Origin of the sequence: Bradyrhizobium tropiciagri (assembly GCF_018130505.1) — a bacterium.
GTDB lineage: Bacteria > Pseudomonadota > Alphaproteobacteria > Rhizobiales > Xanthobacteraceae > Bradyrhizobium > Bradyrhizobium tropiciagri_B.
Genome location: NZ_JAFCKH010000004.1, coordinates 601,419 through 627,178, shown reverse-complemented (window position 1 = coordinate 627,178; position 25,760 = coordinate 601,419). Strand labels below are relative to the sequence as shown.

Annotated in this window: 28 protein-coding genes and 1 tRNA gene; 15 read left to right on the top strand and 14 right to left on the bottom strand. The window is 62.1% G+C overall.

Annotated elements, in window-relative coordinates:
* On the top strand, positions 1-2,766 hold a 2,766-nt coding region (locus JQ633_RS13660; protein WP_211985525.1), incomplete at its 5' end, for a VCBS domain-containing protein.
* A 106-nt stretch (positions 2,767-2,872) separates the two neighbouring features.
* Here JQ633_RS13660 and JQ633_RS13655 read toward each other — a convergent pair.
* Positions 2,873-3,385, bottom strand: coding sequence for a GNAT family N-acetyltransferase (locus JQ633_RS13655; protein WP_211985524.1), 513 nt, complete (start codon positions 3,383-3,385; stop codon positions 2,873-2,875).
* A 117-nt stretch (positions 3,386-3,502) separates the two neighbouring features.
* Between JQ633_RS13655 and JQ633_RS13650 the strand changes: the two genes are divergently transcribed.
* From JQ633_RS13650 to fabI, 4 genes are read left to right on the top strand one after another with little or no spacing between them, the layout of a single operon-like run.
* The gene (locus tag JQ633_RS13650; protein ID WP_211985523.1) at positions 3,503-5,713 is read left to right on the top strand and encodes a DUF3141 domain-containing protein; all 2,211 of its coding nucleotides are present in this window, start codon (positions 3,503-3,505) and stop codon (positions 5,711-5,713) included.
* A gap of 17 nt (positions 5,714-5,730) precedes the next feature.
* A complete protein-coding gene (locus JQ633_RS13645; RefSeq protein WP_211985522.1) occupies positions 5,731-6,705 on the top strand; it encodes a phosphate acetyltransferase in 975 nt (324 codons plus the stop codon).
* Between the two features lie 5 nt (positions 6,706-6,710).
* Positions 6,711-7,925 (top strand): acetate/propionate family kinase, encoded by a 1,215-nt coding sequence (locus JQ633_RS13640; RefSeq protein ID WP_211985521.1) that lies wholly within the window; start codon positions 6,711-6,713, stop codon positions 7,923-7,925.
* The gene (gene fabI / locus JQ633_RS13635; RefSeq protein WP_211985520.1) at positions 7,922-8,713 is read left to right on the top strand and encodes an enoyl-ACP reductase FabI; all 792 of its coding nucleotides are present in this window, start codon (positions 7,922-7,924) and stop codon (positions 8,711-8,713) included. Before JQ633_RS13640 ends, fabI begins: the two co-directional genes overlap by 4 nt.
* Before the next feature lie 11 nt (positions 8,714-8,724).
* On the opposite strand, the gene JQ633_RS13630 is transcribed toward fabI, so the two are convergent.
* From JQ633_RS13630 to JQ633_RS13610, 5 genes are all read right to left on the bottom strand, one after another.
* Positions 8,725-9,183: a MaoC family dehydratase gene (locus JQ633_RS13630; protein WP_211985519.1), complete on the bottom strand. Its 459-nt coding sequence runs from the start codon at positions 9,181-9,183 to the stop codon at positions 8,725-8,727.
* An 18-nt stretch (positions 9,184-9,201) separates the two neighbouring features.
* Positions 9,202-9,852 (bottom strand): 3-oxoacid CoA-transferase subunit B, encoded by a 651-nt coding sequence (locus tag JQ633_RS13625; RefSeq protein WP_211985518.1) that lies wholly within the window; start codon positions 9,850-9,852, stop codon positions 9,202-9,204.
* Positions 9,853-9,855: 3 nt separating this feature from the next.
* The gene (locus tag JQ633_RS13620) at positions 9,856-10,503 is read right to left on the bottom strand and encodes a CoA transferase subunit A (protein WP_211985517.1); all 648 of its coding nucleotides are present in this window, start codon (positions 10,501-10,503) and stop codon (positions 9,856-9,858) included.
* Positions 10,504-10,590: 87 nt separating this feature from the next.
* Positions 10,591-11,157, bottom strand: a complete 567-nt coding sequence (locus tag JQ633_RS13615; RefSeq protein WP_349631558.1) for a hypothetical protein — start codon at positions 11,155-11,157, stop codon at positions 10,591-10,593.
* Positions 11,158-11,192: 35 nt separating this feature from the next.
* On the bottom strand, positions 11,193-12,119 hold the full coding sequence (locus JQ633_RS13610; protein ID WP_211985564.1) for an alpha/beta fold hydrolase: 927 nt from the start codon (positions 12,117-12,119) through the stop codon (positions 11,193-11,195).
* 130 nt (positions 12,120-12,249) lie between these two features.
* On the opposite strand from JQ633_RS13610, the gene JQ633_RS13605 reads away from it, so the two are divergent.
* Both JQ633_RS13605 and JQ633_RS13600 read left to right on the top strand, forming a co-directional pair.
* Positions 12,250-14,736, top strand: a complete 2,487-nt coding sequence (locus tag JQ633_RS13605) for an alpha/beta hydrolase (RefSeq protein ID WP_211985515.1) — start codon at positions 12,250-12,252, stop codon at positions 14,734-14,736.
* A 12-nt stretch (positions 14,737-14,748) separates the two neighbouring features.
* Positions 14,749-15,600 carry an alpha/beta fold hydrolase gene (locus JQ633_RS13600; RefSeq protein ID WP_211985514.1) on the top strand — a complete coding sequence of 284 codons (852 nt, stop codon included), beginning with the start codon at positions 14,749-14,751 and terminating at the stop codon, positions 15,598-15,600.
* Positions 15,601-15,626: 26 nt separating this feature from the next.
* Here JQ633_RS13600 and JQ633_RS13595 read toward each other — a convergent pair.
* The 3 genes from JQ633_RS13595 to JQ633_RS13585 all read right to left on the bottom strand — a co-directional run bounded on the left by JQ633_RS13595 (position 15,627) and on the right by JQ633_RS13585 (position 17,674).
* Positions 15,627-15,716: transfer RNA gene (locus tag JQ633_RS13595), tRNA-Ser, on the bottom strand.
* A 79-nt stretch (positions 15,717-15,795) separates the two neighbouring features.
* Positions 15,796-17,094: a tyrosine-type recombinase/integrase gene (locus JQ633_RS13590; protein ID WP_211985513.1), complete on the bottom strand. Its 1,299-nt coding sequence runs from the start codon at positions 17,092-17,094 to the stop codon at positions 15,796-15,798.
* Positions 17,051-17,674 (bottom strand): hypothetical protein, encoded by a 624-nt coding sequence (locus JQ633_RS13585; protein ID WP_211985512.1) that lies wholly within the window; start codon positions 17,672-17,674, stop codon positions 17,051-17,053. The genes JQ633_RS13590 and JQ633_RS13585 overlap by 44 nt, the downstream gene beginning before the upstream one ends.
* Positions 17,675-17,824: 150 nt before the next feature.
* On the opposite strand from JQ633_RS13585, the gene JQ633_RS35190 reads away from it, so the two are divergent.
* Entirely contained in the window at positions 17,825-17,977 is a 153-nt protein-coding gene (locus JQ633_RS35190; protein ID WP_349631561.1) for a helix-turn-helix domain-containing protein, read from the top strand.
* 1,211 nt (positions 17,978-19,188) lie between these two features.
* On the opposite strand, the gene JQ633_RS13575 is transcribed toward JQ633_RS35190, so the two are convergent.
* The 3 genes from JQ633_RS13575 to JQ633_RS13565 form a co-directional block, all read right to left on the bottom strand.
* On the bottom strand, positions 19,189-19,626 hold the full coding sequence (locus JQ633_RS13575; protein ID WP_249159238.1) for a hypothetical protein: 438 nt from the start codon (positions 19,624-19,626) through the stop codon (positions 19,189-19,191).
* 518 nt (positions 19,627-20,144) lie between these two features.
* The gene (locus JQ633_RS13570; RefSeq protein WP_211985509.1) at positions 20,145-20,408 is read right to left on the bottom strand and encodes a hypothetical protein; all 264 of its coding nucleotides are present in this window, start codon (positions 20,406-20,408) and stop codon (positions 20,145-20,147) included.
* A 253-nt stretch (positions 20,409-20,661) separates the two neighbouring features.
* Positions 20,662-20,952 carry a hypothetical protein gene (locus JQ633_RS13565; protein ID WP_211985508.1) on the bottom strand — a complete coding sequence of 97 codons (291 nt, stop codon included), beginning with the start codon at positions 20,950-20,952 and terminating at the stop codon, positions 20,662-20,664.
* Between the two features lie 358 nt (positions 20,953-21,310).
* Here JQ633_RS13565 and JQ633_RS13560 point away from each other — a divergent pair, with 358 nt between their 5' ends.
* The 7 genes from JQ633_RS13560 to JQ633_RS13530 all read left to right on the top strand — a co-directional run bounded on the left by JQ633_RS13560 (position 21,311) and on the right by JQ633_RS13530 (position 24,612).
* A complete protein-coding gene (locus tag JQ633_RS13560) occupies positions 21,311-21,709 on the top strand; it encodes a response regulator (protein WP_211985507.1) in 399 nt (132 codons plus the stop codon).
* 136 nt (positions 21,710-21,845) lie between these two features.
* Complete coding sequence (locus tag JQ633_RS13555) at positions 21,846-22,052, top strand: hypothetical protein (RefSeq protein WP_211985506.1); 207 nt, start codon at positions 21,846-21,848, stop codon at positions 22,050-22,052.
* Between the two features lie 900 nt (positions 22,053-22,952).
* A complete protein-coding gene (locus JQ633_RS13550; protein WP_211985563.1) occupies positions 22,953-23,405 on the top strand; it encodes an Hsp20 family protein in 453 nt (150 codons plus the stop codon).
* Positions 23,406-23,487: 82 nt separating this feature from the next.
* Positions 23,488-23,811, top strand: a complete 324-nt coding sequence (locus tag JQ633_RS13545; protein ID WP_211985505.1) for a hypothetical protein — start codon at positions 23,488-23,490, stop codon at positions 23,809-23,811.
* 12 nt (positions 23,812-23,823) lie between these two features.
* Positions 23,824-24,153 (top strand): hypothetical protein, encoded by a 330-nt coding sequence (locus JQ633_RS13540; protein ID WP_211985504.1) that lies wholly within the window; start codon positions 23,824-23,826, stop codon positions 24,151-24,153.
* Complete coding sequence (locus JQ633_RS13535) at positions 24,146-24,319, top strand: hypothetical protein (RefSeq protein ID WP_211985503.1); 174 nt, start codon at positions 24,146-24,148, stop codon at positions 24,317-24,319. The genes JQ633_RS13540 and JQ633_RS13535 overlap by 8 nt, the downstream gene beginning before the upstream one ends.
* Before the next feature lie 62 nt (positions 24,320-24,381).
* Positions 24,382-24,612: a hypothetical protein gene (locus JQ633_RS13530; RefSeq protein WP_211985502.1), complete on the top strand. Its 231-nt coding sequence runs from the start codon at positions 24,382-24,384 to the stop codon at positions 24,610-24,612.
* A 32-nt stretch (positions 24,613-24,644) separates the two neighbouring features.
* Here the strand turns inward: JQ633_RS13530 and JQ633_RS13525 are convergent, their stop codons facing one another.
* Entirely contained in the window at positions 24,645-25,103 is a 459-nt protein-coding gene (locus JQ633_RS13525) for a hypothetical protein (RefSeq protein WP_211985501.1), read from the bottom strand.
* Complete coding sequence (locus JQ633_RS13520) at positions 25,100-25,507, bottom strand: hypothetical protein (protein ID WP_211985562.1); 408 nt, start codon at positions 25,505-25,507, stop codon at positions 25,100-25,102. The genes JQ633_RS13525 and JQ633_RS13520 overlap by 4 nt, the downstream gene beginning before the upstream one ends.
* Positions 25,508-25,760: the final 253 nt, after the last annotated feature.

Here is a 25,760-nt window from a genome sequence, read left to right as displayed (position 1 = left end):
GGCGCGCAGGTACACGATACGCTCACCGTGAAGTCGCTCGACGGCACCGCCACGCAGCTCATCGACGTCACCATCAACGGCACCAACGATGCGGCGACCATCACGGGCACCGCGAGCGGGTCGGTGACCGAGGACGGCGGGTTGACGGCGGGCAATACGCTGACGGCCAATGATGTGGATACGGGGCAGAACCAGTTCCAGACCCCGGCGTCGCTGGCCGGCACCTACGGCACGTTCACCTTCAACCCCGCCACCGGCGTCTGGGGCTACACGCTCGGCAATGCCCAGGCCAATGTCCAGGCGCTCGCAGGCGGCGCGCAGGTACACGATACGCTCACCGTGAAGTCGCTCGACGGCACCGCCACGCAGCTCATCGACGTCACCATCAATGGCACCAACGACGCGCCGGTTCTGGACGCGACCAAGACCCCGGTGCTCGCGTCCGAAAACCAGGGCTCGGGCGCGCCGGTCGGCGCCGTCGGGACGCTGGTTTCGGCGCTGATCGATCTCAATCCGCCGCTTGGCGGGCTGGATAACGTCACGGATGCCGACACTGGTGCCGTGACCGGCATCGCGCTGGTCGGCACCAACACGAGCAACGGCACCTGGTTCTTCTCCACCAACAATGGCGGATCGTGGACGGCTGTGGGTGCGGTGTCGAGCACGTCGGCCCTGCTGCTGTCGGCCGACGCCAACACGCGGCTTTATTTCCAGCCGACCTCGGGCTTTGCCGGGACCGTGACGAGCGCGGTCACATTCCGTGCCTGGGACCAAACCAGCGGGTCGAACGGCGCGACCGGCGTGAATACCTCCACCAATGGAGGTGCGACGGCCTTCTCCACCGCAACCGACACCGCCAACATCACCATCAACGCGACGGGCGCCCCGCCGGTCGTCGATCTGAACGGAGCGGATCCCGGCAATGATAACACGGCGAGCTATCCGTCGCAGATGTCGCCGCTATCGATCGCGACTTCGGCGACGATTACCGACGCTGACTCGGCGAATCTGGTGTCCTTGACGATTACACTCACGAATCCTCAGGATAACGGTTCCGGAACCCAAATCAGGGAGATCCTCTCGCTCAGTTCGGCCGCAGCCTCAGTTGCATCGTCCGCCGGATTGAGCGTGAGCTTTACGTCGAGCGTCGCCAGCAATACGGATCCGGTGACCCTGTCCATCACAGGGTCGGCGTCCGTGAGCACCTACCAGACGATCCTCAGGGGGCTGCAATACGCCGACGTCAAATCTGGAGCGCACGACGATTCCCCGGCGCGCATCATCAACGTGGTGGCCAGCGACGGCACGAACAGCAGTGTCGTCCACACCATCACGCTGAGCGTGGCGAAACCCGCGGGCGTTGCCGGCTCCGAGATCAATCTGGCGCTGAGCGATCCGGCCGATCACGTCGGGGCCACCACCGTGACCATTACCGGCGTCCCGGCAGGATGGACCTTGAACGAGGGCACGCACAACAGCGACGGCAGCTGGACAATCACGACCGATACCGTGTCCTCGCTGTCAGTCACGCCGCCCGTCGACTACGCCGGAGCCGTGTTGCTGAATGTCGCGCTGTCGTGGACGCACGCCGATGGCAGCGTCGGACACGCAGCCGTCATCGATAACGTCGAAGCGTTTGCTCCGGGCTCTCCCATCTTCGCCGTCGCGGGTACCGATACGCTGACGGCCTCTGGTGGCAGCGACATGCTCGTGTTCTCGCAGCCGATCGGCCACGACGTCGTCTACAGCTTCGATGCGATGCATGACATGATCGACCTGATCGGATATGTCGGCTTCGGAAGCTTTGCCGACATCCAGGCGCACACGGCTGACGACGGCGCCGGCAATGCCGTCATCACCCTGGGTGAGGGTCAGTCGATCACGCTGCACGGCGTAAGCGCTGCGTCGCTTTCCGCCGACGACTTCGTGTTCGACCAAACGCCGTTCACCGAGAATCCGATCGCGATGACGATCGACGACGGTGCGCTCCTGCCGCTCAGTGGCATCATCCACAACACCGGCATGATCTCGCTGAATTCGGCCGGCAATGAAACCAGTCTCCAGCTCATCGAGCATGGCATCACGCTGGAAGGCGGCGGCCAGCTGATCCTGTCCGACAGCAGTGGTAACTTCATTTCCGGAGCGATCTCCGGCATCACGTTCACCAACGTGGACAACACCATTTCGGGTGCCGGACATCTAGGCGCCGGACAAATGGTCCTGGTCAACGAGGGCACGATCGTCGCAACCGGTAGCAACTCGCTCGACATCGATACGGGATCGAGCTCGGTCATCAACTCCGGAACCCTCGAGGCGACCGGCAGCGGCGGTCTCGTCGTTCATAGCGACCTCGTCAATGACGGCGTGTTGTGGGCCAATGGCGGCAATGTCACGGTGGAGGGCCATATCAGCGGCTCCGGATCGGCGCTCATCAGCGGGACGGCGACGCTGGAGCTGGCCTCCTCCGAAGACGTGACTTTCGCGGCCGGCTCAACCGGCACCCTGGCGCTTGAACATGCCTTCGATTTCTCGGGCATCGTCTCAGGCATGAGCTCGGCAAATCATCTGGACCTGCTCGATTTCAACTTCGCGAGCACAACGCTGAACTACACCGCGAATGCTGAAGGAACCGGCGGAACCTTGAGCGTCACTGACGGGGCTCACACGGCAAGCATAGCCTTGCTTGGCCAGTACGATCCGGCCGGGTTCCAGACCGAGGCTGACAAGGGCGCCGGGACACTGATCAATTACCATCTCCTCGCGTAGTGCGATCGACGCGGCGAAACAATGGTACACACCGGGGGCTGACGCCCCCGGTTTGGTTTGGGCGAGCCCTCAAGCGAGTGCGCCCTGATGCAAGCTGGCTGTCGCGCTAAAGGCGCAGCGCGAGGTGTACGACCTGTGGATCCATTCCTTTTCGGGCTTCAAAGCCAAATTTGCCGAAGACCTTTCGCATCGCGGTGTTCTCCGGCAGCACCTCGGCGCAGAGTTCCGCGAGGCCGGCACGGCGTGCAAGAATTGCGAGATGGTGCATCAGCAACGTGCCGACGCCCTGTCCCTGGTAGTCGTCGATGACAACGAACGCGATCTCGGCCGTGCCGGGATCCGTGACGACATACCGGCCGCCGCCGATGATCACTTCGCGTCCATCCTCCTCGGCCAGCGCGACCAGAGCGACGTGATTGCTGAAGTCGATGTTCGTGAAGAAGTCGATTTCCTTTTCCGTGAAGCTGCGCTTGGGGGCGAAGAAGCGGCGTTGCAGCGACTGGCTGCCGGTGCGGCCGATCGCATTCAGCAACTCGTTTCGGTCGCCGGGTTCCAACGCGCGAATATTGACGCTGCGGCCATCGCGCAGCCGTTCGCTGACTGCATAATCTTCAGGCATCACCAGGGCCTCCCGACCGCTAGACGCCGCGATCGGCATGCTCGCGAATTGACTTAGATCAACGAGCGGCCGCCTCCGCACGCTCTTAATCCGAGCGCTGGCGGAAGGATCGAAGCGATGTCCCAGGAAAATCTGCAACTCCCGGGCGGCCCCATGTCGGGGATGGTCGCCAAGGCTGTCGAATATATGGTGGATGCCGGGCAGCGCAGCGTGCTGTTCCTCGACATTCTGCGCCAGCGCGGAGACCAGTACCGCGAGCATGTCGCCCAAACCGCGCCGCATGTGCTGAGCTATGCGGCCGAGCTGATCATCGACGGGCGCAAGCTGGAACAGCCTGTCAATTATGCGCTGGTTCGGATCATTCCGCCCCAGGGCGTCGAGATCGACCCCGAGCGCCGGCCGTTCGTCGTGGTCGACCCTCGCGCGGGCCACGGCCCGGGGATCGGCGGCTTCAAGGCCGACAGCGAGATCGGCGTCGCGATGCGGGCAGGGCACCCCTGCTATTTCATCGGTTTCCTGCCCGAGCCGATGCCGGGCCAGACCATCGAGCGTATTGCTCGCGCCGAAGCGATCTTCATCGAGAAGGTGACCGAGCGGCATCCCGAGGCGGACGGCAAGCCATGCGTGATCGGCAATTGCCAGGCCGGCTGGGCGATCATGATCCTCGCCTCGCTGCGGCCGGAACTGTTCGGCCCGGTGATCGTGGCGGGCGCGCCGCTGGCCTACTGGGCCGGCGTGCACGGCAAGTATCCGATGCGCTATTCCGGCGGGCTGCTCGGCGGCAGTTGGCTGACTGCACTTTCCAGCGACCTCGGCGGAGGCAAGTTCGACGGGGCCTGGCTGGTGCAGAATTTCGAGAACCAGAACCCCTCGAACACGCTGTGGACCAAGCAGTACAACGTGTTCGCCAAGGTCGACACCGAGGCCGATCGCTATCTCGAGTTCGAGCGCTGGTGGGGCGGCCACGTCAACCTCAATGCGGAGGAGATCCAGTTCATCGTCGATGAGCTCTTCATCGGCAACAATCTGGCGGCCGGCCGGGTCAAGATGTCCGATGGGAGCGCAGTCGATCTGCGCAATATCCGCTCGCCGATCGTGGTGTTCTGCTCGAAAGGCGACAACATCACGCCGCCGCAGCAGGCTTTGCACTGGATCCTGGAGCTTTATGCCGATGTCGACGAGATCAGGGCCCATGGGCAGACCATCGTCTACACCGTGCATGAGAGCGTCGGTCACCTCGGCATTTTCGTGTCAGGCGGCGTCGCCAAGAAGGAGCATGCGGAATTCTCCAGCAACATCGACCTGATCGACGTGCTGCCGCCCGGTCTCTACGAGGCGACATTCGAGGCGAGGGGATCCGACACCGTCAACGACGAGCTTGCGGTCGGGCAGTGGGTGATGCGCTGCGAGGCCCGTACGCTGGACGACATCCGTGCCATGGGCGGCAATTCGCCTGACGACGAGCGGCGGTTCGAGACCGCCAAGCGGGTCTCGGAGATGAACCTCGCCGCCTACCGGAAATACATGCAGCCCTGGGTCAAATCGATGGTGACCCCGCAGATGGCGGAGATGATGCGCAACTGGCATCCGCTCCGCCTGCAATACGAGGCGTTCAGCAGTCAAAACCCTTGGATGAAGATGGTCGAGAATGCCGCGGACAAGGCGCGCGACGCGCGCAAGCCCGCCGCCAAGGACAATCCTTTCCTGGCGTTTCAGGAGCAGATCTCCAAGCAGATCGTCGGCTCTCTCGATCAATGGCGCGACTCGCAAGAGGCGCTCAGCGAGGCGATGTTCCTGGCCATCTACGGCTCGCCGGCATTGCAGGCGGCGGTCGGCGTCGACCCGCAGTCGGCCCCCTCGCAACGCCGCGAGATGAATCCGGCACACCGCGAGCTGCTGCACAAGCGCATCGCGGAGCTGTCGTCGAAGATCGGCTCCGGCGGCCTCCGGGAGGCCGGCGTTCGCGCATTGCTCTATGTCGGGTCAGCCCGCGGCATGGTGGATGAACGCAGCCTCGAGGCGTTGCGGCGGCTTCGGCAGAGCGACGAGTCGATCCGGATCACGCTTGCGGAATTCAAGATGCTGGTTCGCGAGCAGTTCTTCATGCTGCTGCTCAACCGCGATGCTGCACTGGCGGCCATTCCGAAACTCCTGCCGGACAGCATGGACGAGCGCCGACGAGTCTTTGCCGCCATTCAGGACGTGTTGTCGGCGGGCGCGGAGATCTCCGGCGAGGTGGCCAAGCGATTGAAGCAGGTCTCCGGGCTGTTCGGGCTCGACGGCCAAGGCAACACGGTGCCTTTCGACCCGAAAGCCCGGGCCTCATAGCTGATCGGAGCGGAGCAATGGATGTCAAGCCAGCCGGGACGAGCGAGAACCGACCGGGAGCGAAGTACGATCGCCTGATCGCGGCGGCGAAGGGGGTACCGTCGGTAACCACCATCGTCGTGCACCCCTGCGACGAGAGCTCGCTGCGCGGTGCGATCGATTCCGCGCAGTCCGGGATCATCAAGGCGGTTCTGGTCGGTCCGGCCGCACGGATCCGGGATACGGCGGCGAAGCACGAGCTGGACATCTCCGGCTACGAGATCGTCGATACACCGCCGACCGAATCCGCCGCCGCGGCCAAGGGCGTCGAACTGATCCATGAAGGCAGGGGCGAAGTCCTGATGAAGGGCAGCCTGCACACCGACGAGCTGATGCGCAGCGTGACCGCCAAAGTCGGCGGTCTGCGCACCGACCGGCGTATCAGCCATGTGTTCGTCATGGACGTGCCGGCCTACACCGAGACGGTGTTCGTCACCGACGCCGCCATCAACATCGCTCCGGATCTCGACGGCAAGCGCGACATCATCCAGAACGCCGTCGACCTCTACAATCAGGCCGGCTTCGGCACCACGCCGCGGGTGGCGATCCTGTCGGCGGTCGAGACCGTGACGTCGAAGATCCCCTCGACCATCGAAGCGGCGGCGCTTTGCAAGATGGCGGACCGCAAGCAGATCACCGGCGCGCTGCTCGACGGCCCGCTCGCCTTCGACAATGCGATCGACATCGAGGCGGCGCGGATCAAGGGCATCAGATCGGAGGTCGCGGGCCGGGCGCAGATCCTGGTGGTGCCCGACCTCGAATCCGGCAACATGCTGGCGAAAAACCTGGCCTATTTCGCCAAGGCCGACGGCGCCGGCATCGTGCTCGGCGCCCGGGTTCCGGTCGTCTTGACCTCGCGCGCCGACTCCGCACGGTCGCGGATGGCCTCCGCCGCGGTGGCCGCGCTCTATGCGGATGCGCGGCGCCGCAGCGCGCCCATCGCCGCGGCGTGACCGCCATGGACACGATCCTCGTCGTCAATGCCGGCTCCTCCAGCGTGAAGTTCCAGGTCTTCGCGGTGGAAGGCGAGGGCAGGCTGCGGCGGCAGCTGAAGGGCCAGATGGATGGCATCGGCAGCCGGCCGCGGCTGCGCGCCAGCGGGCCCAATGGCGAACCGCTCGCCGACCGGGCCTATCCGATCGAGGCGGTCGCCGATGTTCCGGCCGCCATGTCGGTCGCCGGCACCTGGCTGCGGGACGAGCTCGACATCAAGCCGATGGCCGTCGGCCATCGCGTGGTGCACGGCGGGCCGGATCATGCCCGCCCGGTGCTGATCGACGCCGCGGTGGTTTCGCGGCTGGAACGCTACGCGCCACTGGCGCCGCTGCACCAGCCGCATAATCTGGCGCCGATCAAATCGCTGCTCGGCAATTTCCCGGCCCTGCCTCAGGTGGCTTGTTTCGACACCGCGTTCCACCGCGAACATCACGCACTGGCCGACCATTACGCCATTCCGCACGCGCTGTACGACGAAGGCGTCAGGCGCTACGGCTTCCACGGCCTCTCCTACGAGTACGTGTCCTCGCGGTTGCCGCAGGTCGCGCCCGAGATCGCCGGCGGACGCGCCATTGTTGCCCATCTCGGCAGTGGCGCCTCAATGTGCGCAATCAAGGCGGGCAAGAGTGTCGAGAGCACGATGGGATTCACGGCACTCGACGGTCTCGCGATGGGGACACGGCCTGGCCAGATCGACCCCGGCATCATCCTGTACATGATTGCCCTGAAGGGAATGTCGGTTTCGCAGGTTCAGGATTTCCTGTACCGCGATTGCGGCCTGAAGGGCCTGTCCGGCGTCAGCAACGACATGCGCGAGCTCGAGGCCAGCGCCGATCCCCGCGCGGCCTTCGCGATCGACTATTTCGTCTACCGGATCGGCCTCAACGCCGGCATGCTGGCCGCGGCACTCGAGGGCCTCGACGGCTTCGTGTTCACCGCCGGCATCGGTGAGAACTCGGTTTCGATCCGCGCCCGCATCTGCGAAAGGCTGGCATGGCTCGGGATCGCGCTCGATCCGGCCGAAAACGCCCGGCACGCGAGCAGGATTTCCCGGTCCGACAGCCGCATTCCCGTCTACGTCGTACCGACCGACGAAGAGCTGATGATCGCGCAGCACACGTTGACGCTGCTCATGAACCGGCCATCGCCAAACCCGAACCGCGAGAGAGTGTCATGAACATTCCGGTGTTTCCCGAGACCAAGGTCGCGCTGAAGGGCAAGAAGGGCCTGATCGTCGGCATCGCCAACGACCAGTCGATCGCCTGGGGCTGCGCCAAGGCGTTTCGCGCGCTCGGCGCCGAGGTAGCGGTGACCTACCTGAACGAGAAGGCCAAGAAGCACGTCGAGCCGCTGGCCAAGGCGCTGGAGTCGCCGATCTTCATGCCGCTCGACGTGATGGTCGAAGGCGAGACCGAGAAGGTGTTCGAACGGATCGGGAAGGAGTGGGGCCAGCTCGATTTCCTGCTTCATTCGATCGCGTTCTCGCCGAAGGGCGCGCTGCATGGCCGTGTCGTCGACGTCGATCGCGAGGGATTCCAGAAGACCATGGACGTCTCCTGCTGGTCGTTCCTGCGCATGGCCCATCTCGCCGAGCCTTTGATGAAGAACGGCGGCACGATCTTCACCATGACCTATTACGGCAGCCAGATGGTGGTGAAGAACTACAACGTCATGGGCGTCGCGAAGGCCGCGCTGGAGGCCGCGGTGCGTTACGTTGCAGCCGAGCTCGGGCCGAAGGGAATTCGGGTCCATGCCATTTCACCCGGCCCGCTTGCGACGCGCGCGGCGTCCGGCATCCCGGAGTTCGACGAGCTGATGGACAAGGCGCAGTCGCAGGCGCCGACACGAAGCCTGGTCAGCATCGACGACGTCGGCAATGCGACGGCGTTCCTGGCGCTCGACGGTGCCAAGCTGATCACAGGCAGCGTGCTCTATATCGATGGCGGCTACCACATCATCGATTGAACCGGGCAAGCCTAGCTGTAGTGCAGGCCGATGACTTCGGCGACGCAGGCGGGGCGGGTGCCGCCCTCCATCTCGATCGTCACGCGGTAGTGCACCCGCAGGCCATTCGGTGGGACGTCTTCGGCCTCAGCGATGCCGACGCGGCCGCGCAGTTTTGACCCGGCGGGCACCGGCGCCAGGTAGCGGATCCGGTCCGCGCCATAGTTGAGCGTGTTCTTCAGCCCCTTCAGGCCCATCACCGAACGGATGAACATCGGAGTCAGGCTGAGCGAAAGCAGGCCATGGGCGATGGTCTTGCCGCCGGGCATCTCGGCCTTCGCGCGCTCCTGGTCGACATGGATCCACTGCTCGTCGCAGGTGGCGTCGGCGAACTTGTTGATCCGATCCTGGGTGATCTCGACCCACTCGCTGACACCGACTTCGGTGCCGACCGCCGATTTGAGTTCGGCAAACCCGTTGAAAATGCGCATGGCATGGACTCGCTTTGGTCAGAGCGTCATCTCGGGCACGGCATCGGGAATCGCGAGCTCGGCTTCGGTCACGGCGAGAACCTCGGCGACCGTCAGGCCCGGCGCGGTTTCCAGCAGCGTCGCCTTGCCGCCCGGGAAGGCGATGACGGCCAGATCGGTCACCACGAGATCCACCGGCCGCGCCGATGTCAGGGGCAGGTTGCACCTGGCGACGATCTTGGACTTTCCCTTCGCCGCGTGCTGCATGGCGACGATCACGCGCTTGGCGCCGCTGACGAGGTCCATGGCGCCGCCCATTCCGGGCACCATCTTGCCAGGGATCATCCAGTTGGCGAGATGGCCGCCGGCATCGACCTGCAGCCCGCCGAGCACGGTGATGTCGACATGCCCGCCGCGGATCAGGCCGAACGACATCGCGCTGTCGAACGTCGCCGCGCCGGGCAGCGCGCTGATCGGCCTGCCGCCGGCGTCGGTCAGCAGCGGATGCGCCATGCCCTGTTCGGGAATTGGGCCGGTGCCGATCAGGCCGTTCTCGGACTGGAAGAACACCTTGAGGTCGGCAGGAACGTAGTTCGCGACCAGCGTCGGAATGCCGATGCCGAGATTGACGAGATTGCCGGGCCGAAGCTCCTTGGCGACGCGGCGCGCGATGATGGTCTGTGCATCCATGGATCACCCGTTCGCGACGAGATAGTCGACCAGCGGTCCCGGCGTGACGACGTGATCGGGCGCGATGACGCCGACCGGAACGATATGTTCCGCGGTCACGATCACCGTGTCGGCCGCCATCGCCATCACCGGATTGAAGTTCCGCGCGGTGAGGGCATAGGAGAGGTTGCCGGCGTAATCGGCAAGGAAGGCGTGCACGAGCGCGAAATCGGCGCGCAGCGCGGTCTCGAGCAAATACGGCTTGCCGTCGACCTCGATCTTCCGCTTGCCTTCCTCGACGAGGGTACCGACGCCGGTCGGCGTCAGGACGCCGCCGAGGCCGCAGCCGCCCGCGCGGATGCGCTCGACGAAGGTGCCCTGCGGGATCAGGTCCACCGTGATCTGCTTGCCCAGCATCTGCTGCTGCGCTTTCGGATTGAGCCCGATATGGGTGCCGATCATGCTCGACACCTGCGCGTCCTCGAACAGCTTGCCGACGCCTTTTCCAGGCGTCGCCGCATCGTTGCTGATCAGGGCGAGGCCCGACTTCTTCTGGCGCACCAGCTCGTCGAGCAGGCGCTCCGGTGTGCCGACGCCCATGAACCCACCGACCATGATGCGCGCGCCGTTGGGAATCATCGCAACGGCTTCTTCGGCGGAAACAGCCTTCATGAGCGGGCTCCGGCAGTCGGGATGAACGACCCGGCGAATTGTGCCGCCATCGCCGGATGACAACGTTGATCTGGGTCAAGGCATCCGTCAGCTGCCGTTCGCACGCGGTGTGATCCCGATGCCGGCCAGCACATCTTCCCAAAGTTTCCGCACCTGGCGATGGCGATCGCCGACGGCTGCGCTGACGGAATCGCGAAACGGCTTGAGATGGTCGCTCTTGAGGAAATGGATTTGCGCCTGGATCAGGCGGCTGCTTTCGAATTCAATCCGGCGCAGGGCGGTGACGAACGGATCGTCGGACGAGGCCTCGACCGGAAGGATGGCGGCCGGACGGATTACGCCGTGCGCGGCGTGGCCGAGGGCCGCGATATCGACCGTCGTCGCCAGCCGTTGATCGGCAATGCCGGACACCGGCTGAGAGAGCCAGGCCGTTTCCCAGGTCAGCGCGTGATAGGGAGCCGCGGGATCGGGCGCCCACGATGTCGCGCGCATCAGCAGCGAGACGACCTCCATCTCGCGATGAAGCTGCGCGTTCAATTCGGTTTGCCAGCCGGCCGTGAACTGGCCGGGCAGGGCCACCGCCAACTGGCGGGCAAGCGCGCCATGGATCGAGATCAGGAAGGATGCGACGCGCGTCTGCTGCAGCGGCGGCACGCGGCCGGACGAATCGAGCGGGCCAAGGAATTGGCTCATGACGCGGCTCGCGGTACGGGAATGGCGCGCAGATGATCGAAGCCGTCCGGAAACGGCATCATGTCGCCGCCGGCGTCCTCGGGCGCGATCCAGACCGCCTGGTTACCGCGCCAGCGCCCGGCGAGAACGTCTTCAGCGAAGCGTGCGAGCAGATCGGCGGTCAACGCGGCCTTCTCGAGCGTGAAGGCATGATAGGCGTTGGGGATGATGACCAGCGCGCTGTCGGGAATGTGGACCCGCAGGGTTTCGTGCAGGGCGCGCGGGGTCAGGAAGTCGAATTCACCGTTGAGGATCATCGTTGGTGTCTTGATCGATGACAATTGCGATGTCAGCGGCTGGAAGTCGAGGAAGGACTCCATCAGATTCTGTAGCGCATAGACGTCGTTGACCAGCCAGCCCTGCCGCTTCACCGCGTCGAGATTGCCGAGCAGCGGCTTCAGCCATGTATCGGAGAGGTTCATCGGCAGCAGCAGATCCTGCAGATAGCTGGTGCCACCGAGGATCAGGCCGGTCCGCAGCGCATTGCCGAGCAGTTGCAGTTGCGGCGACAATTCCGCGAAGGCGCTCATCGGCACGAGGCCCGACAGCCGGTCGCCGTGCAGAATCGCATAGCGCAGCGCGATCAGCGCGCCGAAGCTGATGCCGCTGAGGAAGATCGGGCCATCGCCGAGCTCGCCGATCAGCAGCCGCAGCGCCTCGACCTGGTCGTCCTGGCTGATGAACAGCTCAGGCTTGTCCGAGGCGCCCTGGCCGAGCAGATCGAAGGTGGCGACGCGCAACCCCTTGCCGATCAGGGCGTCCCGGTAGGCGGCCCAAAGCTCGGAATATTGCGTAAGCCCGTTAACGAGCACATAGGCTGGCGCGTCCGTGGGACCATCCAGCTCGTAACGGACGCGGTGCGAGCCATGCGACAGGAACGGCATTCGCTTCACTGGCCTGATGCTTTCGGCAGTCAGGTTGAAGTGCGCGGCCGGCCGCTCCCTTGACCTAGGTCAAAACCGGATGCCCGCGTCCGGTGGAAACTTTCTCAAAATCCGGTCAGGGAGGCTCTCCATGAAGCGTCTTTTCATTGGCCTGCTGCTGCTCGCCGTGAGCGCATCGGTCGCAACCGCCCAGCCGTTCACGCGACGCTCGTCGCAGGTCCAGCATGACGGCCTGAAGCAATATTACGAGATCGCCGACTTCAAGCTCGGCGGCAAATATGACCTGGCCAATCCTTCGAAATGGGAGAGCGGCGGCGAGGGCGGCGTGACCCTGGAGTCGCTCGGTGGCGGCAAGCTGCGCACCGCCTACATCGCGGTCGGCACACCGCGGCGCAACGCCGCGGGTGAGATCACCAACGCCGTCGTCATCAACTCCTATTACTCCGGCGACTCCACCGACATGTACGAGCAGTGGGTCAAGGGCGCCGCGCTGTCGGGTGGCGTTCCGATCATCGGCCCCGGCCGTCCCATCGACACCGACCGCTACTATGTCGTGATGGTCGATCCGCTCGGGACCTGGGGCGCCAGCAAGCCCTCGGACGGCCTCGGCATCAAGTTTCCGCAATACACCTACTACGACATGGTGCAGGCGAATTACCGGATGCTGCGCGATCACCTGAAGGTTGCGCGGGTCGCGCTCGCCGCCGGCGTCTCGATGGGCGGCACGCAGACCTATGTCTGGGGCGTCATGCATCCGGAATATGTCAGCGCACTGATGCCGATCGGCGGCACGACGCAATCGGACGCCGGTGATCCCGTCGGCAACTGGACGTTCCAGCTGATGACGGCCGCGATCGAATCCGATCCGGTCTGGCAGCAGACCAAGGGCGACTATTACAAGCTGCCCAAGGAGAAGCACCCGCTGATGGGCATGGCGTTCGGCTGGTCGGTGCTGGGCCTCACCGGCTACGATTTGTCGTTCCGAACCACGCAGGCTTTCACTGCGGTGCAGCCGGAAATCTTCTACTGGGATCCGCCGAACGAGAAGGCCGGACTCAACGTTATCAACCGGTCCAAGCTGTATGACGCCGTCGACCTCGTGTGGCGCAACCGCGTCGGCGAACTTCACAACATCAACAAGGAGCTCGGCCGCGTTCAGTCACGCACGCTGGTGATGCACATCAAGAACGACCTCTGGCTCAACTTCAAGCTTGCGGAAAAAGCCGTCGAGGCCATCCCCGGCGCCGACCTGATCGCCGAAGAAAGCCCGGTCGCGCATTACGGCGTGTTCTCGATCATCAACGGCCACAAGAACGATCCGAAATTCGTGTCGTTCATGGATGATGTCGCCAGCCTCGACAAGGCGCAGCAGTATGTCGACAAGAACTTCCGCCCGCCGGCGGTGGCATCCGACATCGACCCGAAGAAGTCGTTCTGGAAGGACTATGTCACCTATCCCTATCCGGTGAAGTACGCCGACGCCAAGGATTCCAAGGGCGTATCCTGGCAGATCGGATACATGGATGAATATTACGGCACCGAAAAGGATCCGAAGGTGCTCGTCATCATCCATGGCAAGGGCGCGTTTGCCGGCCACTACGGCAACATCATGCAGTACGCGCTTCGCAGCGGCGCGCGCGTGATCGCTCCCGACCTGCCGCATTACGGCATGTCCGGTCCCGGCAATCTCGACAAGAATCCAGCGCGGACCATGCAGGACATGCGCGAGGTGGTCTACGACCTCGTCGTCAACCAGCTCAAGGTCAAGCAGGCGACCTATCTCGGCCACTCCCTGGGCGGCCAGTTGATCCTGGGCTACGCGTTGACCTATCCCGACGCGGTGAAGAGCCTGATCCTCGAAGCGCCCGCCGGCCTCGAGGAGTATCCGCGCGAGGTGACGATCGGGCCCGGCAAGACGGCGAAGCTGTTCGACGCCTCGCTCGCCGGCAATTTCGACAAGTGGAAGGATGTCTGGGGACCGACCCAGGTGCTGGCCAACGAGATCGCGCGGCCGGAGCAGAACATTCGCGATTTCTTCTACTTCAAGAAGCGCGATCCGGTCACCGGCGCGGTCGGCCGCAGCAAGAGCGGCTACTTCATGAACGACAGCGAGTATGCGCGGTTGCACACGGAACAGCGCGTCGGCCTGACCAAGGGCAATCCGAAGGAGCTCGAGCAATGGGCCAACGTGTACATCCTCGACATCTACGGCATGGTGTCGGAGTTGCAGCAGGATGATCCGAAGAACCTCTACCGGCGGCTGACCGACATCAAGGTGCCGATCTTCCTCGCCTTCGGCGACAAGGAGCCCTTCATTCCCGGCACGCCGTTCAACGGGCTGAAGGACCTTGGCCGCGACATCATCACGCCGTTCATGACGCGGATGACGCGGGCCAACAACCGGCCGATCCTGAAGATCTATCCGGACACCGGCCACTTCATCCACACCGACAACCCGGTGGAGTTTCCGGCGGACGTGACCGATTTCGTCATGACCGGCAATCTCGACACCAGTTCGCCGCTCGAGACCGATCGTCTCATCAACGGCGTGGTGTCGGCGATGGCGGTTGCGCCGACGCCGGACGGGCCGAACCCGACGGCCGGTCTGAACAAGTAGAAGCCGGTAGCAATGCCCAAGGTTCGTGCCGGAGAGGTCAGCCTTGGCTGGCGAGAGTGGGGCGAAGGCGACATCACGGTCGTCTTCATCCACGGCAATCTCGCCAGCAAAGACTGGATCGAGCTCGCCGCCCCGCTGTTCCCGAGGGGGTTGCGGGTGATCGGGATCGACTGGCGCGGCTGCGGTGACAGCGATCGTCCGTTGGCGACGTCCGGCTACGCCAATTACTCGATGCAGCAGCATGCGCTCGACATGCTGGCGGCGCTCGATGCGCTGCAGATCCCGTTCTGTCATCTCGCCACGCATTCCACCGGCGGCATCATCGCGGCGCGCATGCTGCTGATGCAGCCTGAGCGATTTGGCCGGGTGTTCGCGCTCGATCCGGTGACGCCGCTCGGGATGGCCTTCAACGCGGAGCAGATCGCGCTATTCCGCGCGATGATGGCAAGCCGCGAGCTGACCCGCGCCGTGATGGCGACGGCGGCATCCTCGCTGTTCGTGTCGGACAGCATGGTGCCGAACGCCGTACCGAAATTCCGCGACGGGCTGGGTTCAATCCAGGCCCTCTTCGAGCGCATCCTGGAGCAGACGGCCGGCGTCTCCGAAGGGATATGGATCGGCACGCCGGTCAATCTCACGCGCGAACGAGAGAGCCGCGAGCTCGAACGGCGGATGAGCGAAATCCGGCACCCCCATCTCGTCGTCTGGGGCGAGGCCGACGGCTGGATCGCGCCGACCGACCTGCACACGATGGCGGCAGTAATGCCGAACTGCCGGCTCGTGGTCGTACCCGGTGTCGGCCACTCGATGAACCTCGAAATGCCGCCGCTCTATGCCGGCTATTTTGGCGCCTGGTTCAGCTAGCGACGTGTGGAGGATGCGACGTTGACTGGCGGAAGGGGTGGGATTCGAACCCACGGTACCCTTGCGGGCACGCCGGTTTTCAAGACCGGTGCCTTAAACCACTCGGCCACCCTTCCATTCTTGCAGGATCAGGCACTTAGCGAATGAATCCTTTGAACGCAAGGCGAACATGGACCCAATTGGGACCCAAACACTTCAAAAATTGAGAAATCCTCCCGCAATCGCTGCTAACGTTTGCGCCAGCGATTCATCGGCCCCCTTGGATCGTTTTCGCTTGGCATAGTTCCGCAGCAACACCGCCGGATCGTCACCGATCCGCTCAGCCACACGGTGCACCGGAATGCCGGCGTCGAGCAGGGCGGTCGCATGCACTCCGCGGAGGTCGTGAAACCGGGTCGCCCCGAAGCCGACAACGTCTGCGCGCCTAGCAAACTCCTTCGAGAAATTGCGCGGATTGCGGGGCCTTGTCAGATCGAAACTCTCGCCGCGCCCCGGGACGGCGGGAAAGATCAGCGCTTTGGCGGGCAAGCGAACCAGGGTCAAGTCGACGTCGGCGCCGTCTGGGATACCGGAAATGAGCCGCTGATATTCTGCACGCTTGGCTACTAGCATGCCAATGGTGGCATCGTCGAGATCGATCGTTCGGCAACCGCGCTTTGTCTTCGGGGCCTTTACGCGAATTCCGAACTTTTTGGTCTGCTCTAGCGCGCGTTCAATGCGGAGCTTTTTCTTCTCAAGGTCGAGGTCGGTCCAACGGAGTGCCAACAGTTCATTGCGACGAGCTCCGCATGCGGCCGCGAGGGCCACGATCGGGAACAAATCGAGATGTTTGAAGCCTGCAACGAGAGCGGACAGTTCATGTTCTTCGAGCCCGTCGGCGATATCGCCCCGGTCATCGTCCTCCTGGATCATTGCCTCTGGATTCGGCACCTGCTGAACATGGGCCATAGGGTTGATGGCGATCAACCTGGTACGGTGCGCCGTCGCGAGGGCCGCCCCTAGAACAATGTGCACGTGGTGGGCCGTTCGAGGTGCAATTTTGTCTTCGAGCAAAGCGTAAAGATTGTCGATGGCGGCCGCACGTAGCTGCTGTAAGATCTGCTCACCAATTGCGGGCTTCACGTGAGTGTTGAGCAACTGCTCATAGCGTTCGAGCGTTCGCTGCCCGACCTTTTTCTTTCGCCGACCAGGGGCGCCTGCCACGAGCCATTGGTCGATCCATTGCGCGACCGTCAACCTCTTAGGTTCAACATGCTCACCGATGTCGCTAGCTCGAATTAGGGCCCGAAGCTCCACTCGAGCTTGGGTGAGCGTGCCGTGGAAGGTTTTAGTGAAGCGCTTGCCGCCAACTCGGTAGCGCAAGCGGTAGATGTTCTCGCCACGTCGATCGATGCCGCCCTCGCCAAATGTCCGTCTGAATCTTGTCTGATGGCGCCAATTGTCGATCCCGCTAACTGCGCCGATCACCCATGAAGAAGCGTAACCAGCGCTCATTTGGATCAGAGCGCATTTGCGCCACGCGTTGTTCAATAGCGCTCAAGGACTTGCCGTCGGCTATGTCGTTTAGATCATCGGCGATGCACCACACAGCGAAGCCGGGGAGCTCAGCTTTAATCGTCATTTGAAAATTGTGATCGGGACTTGTCGTGCCAAAGGAGCTTGATTCGGTTCTTTTGCGGTTTGCTGAACTGAAAACCAGTTCGACCCTCTGGGCGGGGCGAACTACTTTTATCCATGCAATTCGTCGCGCTGTGCTCGTTTGCGCGAGAACGATCTCTAGAGCCTGGCCAAACTCGATTGAACCGGTCAAGGGGCAGGACTTCTCGTTGGCCCGCGCGGTTCCCAATTGTCGAACAACAGGATCTATCTCTGCCAGACTTTCCGTACCCAATACTGACAATATGAGAAGCGCCACGGAAGGAACTGAGACCTTCACCCCGCTACCAGGGCCGCGCCCTTGGATGGTAACGAGAAGTCCTGATCTAATTAGCGCCCTCTGTCGCTCGTACAGCGCGTTCGGCGAAAGCTTCAAGTAGTGAGCAAGCGTCGGTGCGTAGGATTTCAAACTGAACATGATAATTCGATACTAAACTAGATGAACGGTGGTGTCCACCACTACTATCTTGTTTCCGAGCCTCAGATATGCCAAATGGTGTAGAAATACACTATTTTGGAGGCGTCATTGGAAAACGGGTCGAACGAAGACAAGAGATTGGTTTATGAGGTGCCGGAAGCTGGCGCGTTGCTTGGGTTGGGACGAAACGCAAGCTACGAGGCCGCCAAACGCGGGGACATCCCGACTATCCGAATCGGGAAGTTGATCCGCGTTCCGAAGGCCGCGTTTGATCAAATGTTGGCGCGGGTAGGTGCCAAATGAGCAACCGGGAGGCCGCCGATGACTACGATCTTGTCGTTGCAGTCCTCAACGAGAATTGGCGGGTGATTGAATGCCGCGATCGAATCCAGTGGATCCTTCAGCGGCGAGGATCGCCAGAAAAGTCACGTAGAGACGATTGGCGAGGTCGTAGCTATTGCCGGACCTCTGAGGCACTCATCCGCTGCACGCGAGAATACGCAGGCGCCATTGATCCAACGGCTGCCGCCAGTCTCGCCGCGCTGCCGGCACGCATTGAGTCCGTTAGTCTGGCGGCGAGAGAAGACCTTAGTCAGCGCGACGCTCTTGTGAACGAAACGGATCATTGAATGCGAATGGGCCCGACCGTTTGCGGTCGAGCCCACACAATATGGCGCTGGTCGGAGCAGTTACGACAGCGGCGCCACCATCACCCAGATGGAATGTCTACTGTGGGGCGCGATCGCAGACAAGGCCCGGTCCGAAAGGTGCGAGGGTTGATCGCCGGTGCGACGTAACAGCACCGTTAAGTTGGCACCGAGATGATCCGCAGCGTCGCGAAGATCATCGCCCTAAGCGGCGGCAGGCTCCGGCAGGCAAGATCGCGATGGGCGTAGGGAACCACCCCGGTTCAATGCTGGGGCTGGTCGTCCTATGCCCGTCACAACGGACCCACCAACAGGCAATACGAATATAGGTGAGGATTGGAATCTATTATTCCGACCCAGAAGTTCAGACTCCTCCCAGGTACGAGTAGGTAATTTCCCGTGGAGTATTGCCCTTAATGGCAAGCTGTCCCGGTGACTTTCATCGCGGAGATGTTCATGATGGGAACTCGCGCTTGGATGACGGCCGACGGTGGAGTTTATAACCGCAGGCTGGCCGCCGAAGGCAGCCACAACGGCCAGCGAGGGCGCATAGAGCCAATTTTGCCTATTAGGGAGGTTATCCTAGCCTCGCGGTAAATCCCGCTCCACGTGGCCTGGCTGAGGCGGTGATGCCGTCCAGCTCAAAGGGACAGGTTGGGCAGCTCGATGCCGGGAACTTCGTGGGTGGCGGGTGTTCGCCGGCGGAGCTAATGGAGCGATTGTGCGGCGCCGACGACGGCCGCACCATGACGCGCTCGACCATCGACGGCGTGCCGCGGCCTTACGACACCAGCACCTCGCCTTTGGCGAGCTCTCAAGAGGTTAGTTGCCCGTTTTCACACAAGCCCGGACGCGACGCCTAAGCAGTTAACTGCGGGTGCCCGAGAGCATGCGCAGGGCGAATTTGTTGAGCGCAGACCGGTTGGGGCAGGCACCGCTGCGCCAATTGCGACCTGCGATGAGCCGCTTCATTTTTGCCTTGCGCATCGAGTCCCCCAGGTGGTCGCCGTCGAGTGCCAGGATGTCGAAGGCGAGCCGCTCGACCTCGGCATTGTGCTTGCCGGAGTGCAGGGCGCTGAAATCGAAGTAGCCGTCCACGCGAATGATGGCCTCGCCGTCGATCACAAAGTGCTTCTGGCGGTTCTTGAGGGCGTTCTCGACGATCCACGGGAAGCGCTTGGTCCAGTCGTAGCCGCCCTTGGTGATCAGCCGAACGCGATCGCCGTCGCGCTCCAGGCGCAGGCGATAGCCGTCGTATTTGATCTCGTGGAACCAGTCGCGGCCGGCCGGGACGGTCTTTCCCATCGTAGGCAGGCAAAAATCGAATTTAAGCATGCCGCAAAGATGGGAATTCCGGGCGGTTTTTCACAGATACACTAGCGCGTAAGCAAGGATTGCGAGGGACAAAAAAGCCGTCGAAATGAATAAAAGCATTGTGCGATCAAACATTCCGCACCGTATCTCGGAGATCGCGGTCATCGATATGCTATTTTCGAACGACCGCATTCTCTCACGGTAGTCATTAACCTGCGTTATTTTCTCCCTAGGTGCTGCGACAATTAAGAACACTCGGCACTTCGGGAAAAAGTGGCAATACGCGATTCCCGTGCTAGCCTGCCGATCCGTGGGCTCACGCCCCGATTTCTGAACTAACTCGCAGAATGACTGGCCCCGGCGCGATCATGCCGGGGCCTTTCTTTTTCACATATGCAATTGCGGGATCTCATCTGACGCGGCAGAATGACGTTGGTCTTGGACGAGACCGTTACACTATCGGCCTCAGCGGGTACCCCTCGCTGGGGCCACTTATTTAATGGAATAGGCTAAGCGAACAGGTCCGCGCCAGCCTGCTTCATCCGCACGAAGGTTCCGCTCTCGTGATACTCAAGCCAACCTTGGCCGATCGCGTACTGTAGGCCAGCCCAATATTCGGCCGGCGTTGCCTTGTCCTGGTAGATCATCGGGTAGTTGATCTTCTCGATGTAGATGCGGCCGTCCTGAACAGGCTCAAATGCCCGCGCGTGCTCCATGATGCGGCGAGCGGCTTTCTCGGGGGCGGAGTAGGGGCGGTCACCAACAGGCTTCATCGACTCTTTCCGTCGCCTTTTGATGGCGCGGCGATTATCGTCCAATCATGGAAGCTATAAAGCCCAGCCCAGTGATGGACAATTTTCCAGCATCGAACGCACGCAAACGATCCGTGTGTGTTCACCGGCATCGAGCCGCGCTCTTGAACGGCGGAGTAAACTGTGCCGCACCCTCGACAGGCGAAATACGTCACGATTTGATCGGGCATCGCGCAGCTTATAGCAGTGTTTCTACGGACTTCCGAAGCGTCCTTTAGCCGCCTCGTCCGTGACGGTGCCAGTGCTCCATGCTGTCCGGTGTCAAGCCGCTGTAGAACCGCTCCCACGCAGCCCGGAATGACGCCTTGGCTTCCTCCAGGTCGTGAGCCCTGCCGTTTTCATAAGCTGGGATCGGGAGCGGGACCGTGATGATGTAGACCCAGACTCGCGCTTTCCGCTCCGAGGCGAGCCGGATGCGGCCGACGTGCCGGTCGCCGTTGACCACCACGAAGTCATCGTTGAGCTTGTCGCCGGCAATGACGATGGGGCGGAGGAACAGGTCCATATCTACTTTCTGGGTACTGGCTTAAGTCGCTAGACGACGCGTCGTGGGCTGTTCTAAATTTCTAGAAGTCCGATAGGCTCTGCGGCAATGCAAAATTACAAAGCTTACATCCTTGGGGAAGATGGCCACATCATCGACCGCGTGGACCTTGATTGTAGCGATGACGATGACGCGAAGGTGAAGGCACGGAAGCTAGCGATTGGTCAGGCTGTTGAGCTGTGGGATGGAGCGCGCAAAATCGCGAGGTTTCAGCCAACAAATCCCGACCCGGGGTAGGAACCATTTTGGGTTCTAGCTGGGAACTTAAGTTCACTTTTGCACTTACCACCTTTATCGCAACGGTGCGGTTGGAGCGCGGGTGGTGCAGGACCCTTTATTACAGATCCTCATTGTCGAAGATGACCCTCTTGTTCAGGATATTGTTCGCGAAGCTTTAGAAGATGGCGGCTTTCAAACGCAGATCGTTGCCTCGGGGGAAGCAGCCCTTGCCCTGCTAAACAGTGGTGCAACAAATTACCGAGCGCTGCTGACCGACGTGCACTTGACGGGCACTGTCACGGGGTGGGACGTTGCCAAGCGCGCCAGAGAGATCAATCCAGAAATCCCGATCGTCTATATGACGGGCGACGCGGCCGATGATTGGCCCTCCCATGGGGTGCCGAAGAGCATGCTGCTCAATAAGCCGTTCGCGCCCGCGCAGGCCGTTACGGCAGTGTCTCAGTTGCTCAACCGAGCGCCCGGTCCTTCTCCTGAGTAGGTAGGGTGGCCGCATCTTGTCAGGGGCATTTCGTTCCATCCCTACAGAAAAATTTCACGCTTCCGTTTTAACCTATGTGCATGATTCTTTCCGTCTCTACGGTTCTGATCTTCGCAAATCGAACGCGAGATTTGCCATGGACAAGAAACGACGCAATCGCGTTAAACAGAACACGTCATTAGCCTTTCGGTTGCGCCAGTTAGCGGACGCAGCGAGTGAGAAGGCAAATGCGCTGCCGCTAGGACGGGAGCGAGAGAGATTGCTCAAGAAAGTCCGCGAGGCACAGCGCGCACTGGAGGTTGAGGCATTTCTCAAGACCCCTGGAGCCGATTTCCCTCTATAGCCCGGCCATCTTGGGCTCATTGTTGGCAAAGGAATGTCGCGACATGCGAGAGCTTCGAGATAAGGTCGCGCGTCATTACGGTAGGCATGTTCAATTTAGTCTGTCATTGCCGCCGCCTCATCCGAAATGAGAGGCCGCTCTGAGGCGGCCTCATAGGAGGATGAAATGGACCGTCCGTCTTCTACTCGCCGTCGCTGATGGTATTGATCCTCGCGGCGACACTCAGCGCGCTCGTGGCGGCCTATCTTGCGATGGGGTCTCACTGAGGCCGCCAACAGAGGCGGCCTTATACTCCCCCGTCTCGTCTTGGTATAATTCGGAATCGGGCTTGCCCAAAAGCTGTAACGACAAACGTATCAACTCCTGAGACCTAGCGATCTGTTGGACCGTCAGCTCGTCACTGGCCTTGAGACGGCGCTCCGTGGCCTTGAACCTGGCTAGCAGGTACCAGTAGCCGTCCCACATGCCTTGCCTCCCTCAAAGCAATCCTCAAACGGACACCTTAACGCAGGTTACGATTTTTGGGTTCCAAGGAACTCCGTTAGTAGGTCACTGAGGTTAAAAACAGGCCCGAAACGGGATCACGCCGTCGGCGGCGCGCACCACAACGCCGGCCATCCCACGGATCGAAGCCCAAATCGGCCAGCTCCTCCGCGACGCCCCTGCCGGTCCATCTCACGGACCATCGCCTCAGCCTCCATCGGAGGGGGCAGTCAGGACGGCCGGCGAAATTTCAGCCGAAAAATTTTCTCGGACCCCCTTGAAACTTTTTTCGAGCTGACAAATTTTGTTGTCGCCGCACAAGCGGTGAGGGCGCCTCCGGGGCCCTCTGGAAAGGCGGGCGCCGGTCAGGTGTCCGGTGCCGGCTCGTACCCATCTTGCTCTAAGGAGGATTTGGCTATGAGGTATGATTGGACTCCCCTGTGGAGGTCGACCATCGGTTTCGACCGCCTTTTTGATGTTCTCGATGAGGCCCAGCGGACCGCCGAGGACAGCTATCCCCCCTACAACATCGAACGGCTCGACGAGAACCGTTTCCAGATTGCGGTGGCGCTCGCCGGCTTTACGCCGAACGAAGTGACACTCACCGCCGAGCAGAATGTCCTCACCCTTGAAGGCAGAAAAGCCGAGAAGGAAGGCCGCACGTTCCTGCATCGTGGCATCTCGACGCGGAACTTCAAGCGACAGTTCACCCTCGCCGATCATGTCGAGGTGAAGGGGGCGCGCTTCGAGGACGGGCTTCTGCTCGTCGAATTGCAGCGCGAGATTCCCGAAGCAATGAAGCCGCGCCGCATCGCAATCGGCGGAGCGGCTCCAGACAACGTCACGCAGATTGAGGCCAAGGCCGCTTAACTGAGTCGGCGGCATGGACCGATCGACGCCGCGCGGGGTTGCCCGCGCGGCATACACCTTGCGTCTTTGAATGGAGGTAGCCATGCGGACGACGCCCGCGCACGATAATGTTTTTGACTTCAACGCGCTTCTTCACCCCGGTACGGTGTTCGATCACCCGCAAGATGTCGTTGCCGATACGAGGCTCAGTCTTGCGGAGAAGCGTGCGATCCTTGCTTCATGGGCTTCCGACGCCTCCGCCATCGCGTCGTGTCCGTCGTTGCGAGCGCCCGACGGCCTGAAGGCTCCGGTTCCCATCGACGACATTCTCGAAGCGCTTTGCGCACTGGATGGAAGCGGCCCCCGCCATCCGCCAGGCGGCACGACAAAGCGGTTGCGGTCAGTCAATCGAGCCTTGGCAGCGTGAAAGGAGGCTCGCATGGATAATATCCGATTGCCAAAACACACAATCGATAAAATCGAACGTCGCTGGTCGAGCCGTGTCAGTCAGTCGACGGCAGGGCCGGCCGTAAGCGCGGACGAGCAGCTAGCGCGACTGCGCGCGCACCGGGGCAATATCCGCCGGTATCGTCGTTTGCTCGAAACCAAACTGACAGAGGTCGAGCGTCGCTTCATCGAGACGCGGCTTGAGGAAGAGAGGATCGCGCTCGATGGCCTCGTTAGGGCCGGAATCGCGATCTCGCCCTTACTGGAGACGACGAGACAAGCGATACCCATCACTTCGGTGCGGGAGCACGCCCATGAGTGATGTCCGCGATTTTCTGGTCCGGAGCAGTGAAAAAATTATCGGGCACTACCAGTTCTTGCTCGATACTGCGAATTCCATCGAAGAGCGCGAACGCTTCCGGCGCAGGATCGAACAAGAGAAGAGGCTTCTCGATTCACTTAGAGGTCAAGAGAAGCAGGCGGCCTAAGAGCGGGCTCTCAAGTGCAAGGCCGGTGCCTTGCACTCCTTAGCAGGAGCTGGAGCACTCCGGTGTTCAAGACGATGATCAGTGCGATGGATCTCGAGTCGATCGCTCTGCGCGAGGTACGCAGCTATCCCGGTGGTGAGTTCGTCGCTAACGTAGAGGTCATACCTTCAGGCGAAGACTGGTCGATCGCCGTCACAGCGCGAGACGGCGCTGACATGGACCGCATCCAATTCGCCGTTGAGCGGACTGCCAACCGATTGAAGCATCGGTATACGCTGCGAACTGATTGGTGAACGTAATCGGCGTAGGCGGTCAGCTTTGAACCTCATCGGAAGGTTCCATTGCGCTGCTGCGCGGCGTAGATGTGTGGTGCGTGGATCCGGCTCTCGGTCGGCACGTGGCTATCAAAGGTCGCACCGCACGGACAGCGCATCAGTGACGATGGCTGTTGAGAAGGCAGCTTCTCGCCGCGCGCCCATATGGCGTATTTGCGTTCCGTCCAGTCCCGCTGATGGCGCCACTGCTGGAAAGCGTCTTCGGTGAGCTGCGGCAGCAAGATTTGCCAGGCGGCCTCAAAGGCCGCGCGTGCGGCATCGAAGGTCTCGGCAGATCCGGCGATCGCCTGGCCCGGGTGCATGCCGGGGTGGAAGCCGCAGTGCCAGCCCCATTGATCGACGCCGTGAGGCACGCCGGCGCGCCTGCCAATCCAGCCGACGTCGGCGTAGACGATTTTCCAACTGTCGCGAGACGTATCCTTGTCCCGTCGGCGCGTGAGTTCGGTCATGCCCGATCTCCGATCGGGCTGCGCTGCCACAGCTGCAGCAACTCGGCGGCCGGCCGCTTGCCGACCTTGCCGCATTTCATGCAGCGCAGCCGGCCGGCGAGGTCGTGCACGCAGGTGGTGGCGGCATGGGGCAGGGCGGCGAGGTCGACTGCGCGCGGCGTCTTGCAGCGGGAGCAGCGGATCTCGAGCCAGCCATAGCCGCTGTTGATGGCCTGGTCGATCGAGGGCGACGGATCGACCGGCCCGCCGTCCGAGCACATGCGCTCGTTCCAGCTTTGGCAGGCAAGATCGTCGGCCCCGCTGATCAGCGCCTCGCCGGCAGCGCGCTTCTCGGCCGATCGTTGCGCAAGAATCGTCGTCACGGCGAGTTCGTTGTTCGCAGGGGCTTTGTGGATACGCCACAGTCAAACACGATCGGTGGAGGACAGAGACCTGAGGCCAACCGACAGGCTGGGTCTGGCGCTACGTTACCAGCCCGATCATAAGAATGACGCCGCCGGGATCGGCCCGACGCCGAACTGTTCACGGACGAAGCACCCCTGACACATTCTTTGTTCCCATATTGGGCCGAATGCGACTGCCTTTCCGGTTCGTCGGGTCCATGATTGGGTCCGCAAACAGGAGATGAACGATAAATCGCATCTATCCGCAATGAGT

Excerpts from the sequence above, each read along its gene's own strand:
- JQ633_RS13655 (WP_211985524.1), bottom strand. The coding sequence starts at position 3,385 with ATGCCTGAAGATTATGCAGTCAGCGAACGGCTGCGCGATGGCCGCAGC.
- JQ633_RS13650 (WP_211985523.1), top strand. The coding sequence starts at position 3,503 with ATGTCCCAGGAAAATCTGCAACTCCCGGGCGGCCCCATGTCGGGGATG.
- JQ633_RS13645 (WP_211985522.1), top strand. The coding sequence starts at position 5,731 with ATGGATGTCAAGCCAGCCGGGACGAGCGAGAACCGACCGGGAGCGAAG.
- JQ633_RS13640 (WP_211985521.1), top strand. The coding sequence starts at position 6,711 with ATGGACACGATCCTCGTCGTCAATGCCGGCTCCTCCAGCGTGAAGTTC.
- fabI (WP_211985520.1), top strand. The coding sequence starts at position 7,922 with ATGAACATTCCGGTGTTTCCCGAGACCAAGGTCGCGCTGAAGGGCAAG.
- JQ633_RS13630 (WP_211985519.1), bottom strand. The coding sequence starts at position 9,183 with ATGCGCATTTTCAACGGGTTTGCCGAACTCAAATCGGCGGTCGGCACC.
- JQ633_RS13625 (WP_211985518.1), bottom strand. The coding sequence starts at position 9,852 with ATGGATGCACAGACCATCATCGCGCGCCGCGTCGCCAAGGAGCTTCGG.
- JQ633_RS13620 (WP_211985517.1), bottom strand. The coding sequence starts at position 10,503 with ATGAAGGCTGTTTCCGCCGAAGAAGCCGTTGCGATGATTCCCAACGGC.
- JQ633_RS13610 (WP_211985564.1), bottom strand. The coding sequence starts at position 12,119 with ATGCCGTTCCTGTCGCATGGCTCGCACCGCGTCCGTTACGAGCTGGAT.
- JQ633_RS13605 (WP_211985515.1), top strand. The coding sequence starts at position 12,250 with ATGAAGCGTCTTTTCATTGGCCTGCTGCTGCTCGCCGTGAGCGCATCG.
- JQ633_RS13600 (WP_211985514.1), top strand. The coding sequence starts at position 14,749 with ATGCCCAAGGTTCGTGCCGGAGAGGTCAGCCTTGGCTGGCGAGAGTGG.
- JQ633_RS13590 (WP_211985513.1), bottom strand. The coding sequence starts at position 17,094 with ATGAGCGCTGGTTACGCTTCTTCATGGGTGATCGGCGCAGTTAGCGGG.
- JQ633_RS13585 (WP_211985512.1), bottom strand. The coding sequence starts at position 17,674 with ATGTTCAGTTTGAAATCCTACGCACCGACGCTTGCTCACTACTTGAAG.
- JQ633_RS13575 (WP_249159238.1), bottom strand. The coding sequence starts at position 19,626 with ATGGGAAAGACCGTCCCGGCCGGCCGCGACTGGTTCCACGAGATCAAA.
- JQ633_RS13570 (WP_211985509.1), bottom strand. The coding sequence starts at position 20,408 with ATGAAGCCTGTTGGTGACCGCCCCTACTCCGCCCCCGAGAAAGCCGCT.
- JQ633_RS13565 (WP_211985508.1), bottom strand. The coding sequence starts at position 20,952 with ATGGACCTGTTCCTCCGCCCCATCGTCATTGCCGGCGACAAGCTCAAC.
- JQ633_RS13555 (WP_211985506.1), top strand. The coding sequence starts at position 21,846 with ATGGACAAGAAACGACGCAATCGCGTTAAACAGAACACGTCATTAGCC.
- JQ633_RS13550 (WP_211985563.1), top strand. The coding sequence starts at position 22,953 with ATGAGGTATGATTGGACTCCCCTGTGGAGGTCGACCATCGGTTTCGAC.
- JQ633_RS13545 (WP_211985505.1), top strand. The coding sequence starts at position 23,488 with ATGCGGACGACGCCCGCGCACGATAATGTTTTTGACTTCAACGCGCTT.
- JQ633_RS13540 (WP_211985504.1), top strand. The coding sequence starts at position 23,824 with ATGGATAATATCCGATTGCCAAAACACACAATCGATAAAATCGAACGT.
- JQ633_RS13535 (WP_211985503.1), top strand. The coding sequence starts at position 24,146 with ATGAGTGATGTCCGCGATTTTCTGGTCCGGAGCAGTGAAAAAATTATC.
- JQ633_RS13525 (WP_211985501.1), bottom strand. The coding sequence starts at position 25,103 with ATGACCGAACTCACGCGCCGACGGGACAAGGATACGTCTCGCGACAGT.